This is a genomic window from Pseudomonas sp. EL_65y_Pfl1_R83 (genome assembly GCF_963970695.1).
Taxonomy (GTDB): domain Bacteria; phylum Pseudomonadota; class Gammaproteobacteria; order Pseudomonadales; family Pseudomonadaceae; genus Aquipseudomonas; species Aquipseudomonas tritici.
The window spans coordinates 1-459 of the sequence record NZ_CAXAQI010000407.1; the positions used below are offsets into that span (position 1 = coordinate 1).

General features: G+C 67.5%; 1 pseudogene. It reads left to right on the forward strand.

Annotation, left to right across the window (positions count from 1 at the left end):
- A pseudogene (locus AACY08_RS29540) lies at window positions 1-459 on the forward strand (heavy metal translocating P-type ATPase); the annotation flags it as partial.

The following is a 459-nucleotide window of genomic DNA, read 5'->3' on the forward strand; positions in this document are numbered from 1 at the left end:
CCGGGGGATCGCCACGACCATGCCCACGCCAATTTCCTCGGCCCTAATACCGAGCTGATCTTCGCGCTGGCATGCGGCGCGCTGCTGGCGATCGGCTTCGCGATCGAGAAGCTGGTCGCGGGCGCGCCCGACTGGCTGCCGACCGCTTTCTATGTCGGCGCCTATGTGTTCGGCGGCTTCTTCACGCTGCGCGAGGCGATCGACAATCTGAAGCTCAAGAAATTCGAGATCGATACGCTGATGCTCGTCGCGGCCGCCGGCGCCGCAGCGCTCGGTGCCTGGGCGGAAGGCGCGCTGCTGCTGTTCCTGTTCAGCCTCGGCCATGCGCTCGAGCATTATGCGATGGGTCGCGCCAAGCGCGCGATCGAGGCGCTGGCCGAACTCGCGCCCGACAAGGCGACGGTGCGCCGTGACGGGCAGACGACGGAGATCCCGGTCGAGGAGCTGGTGGTCGGCGAC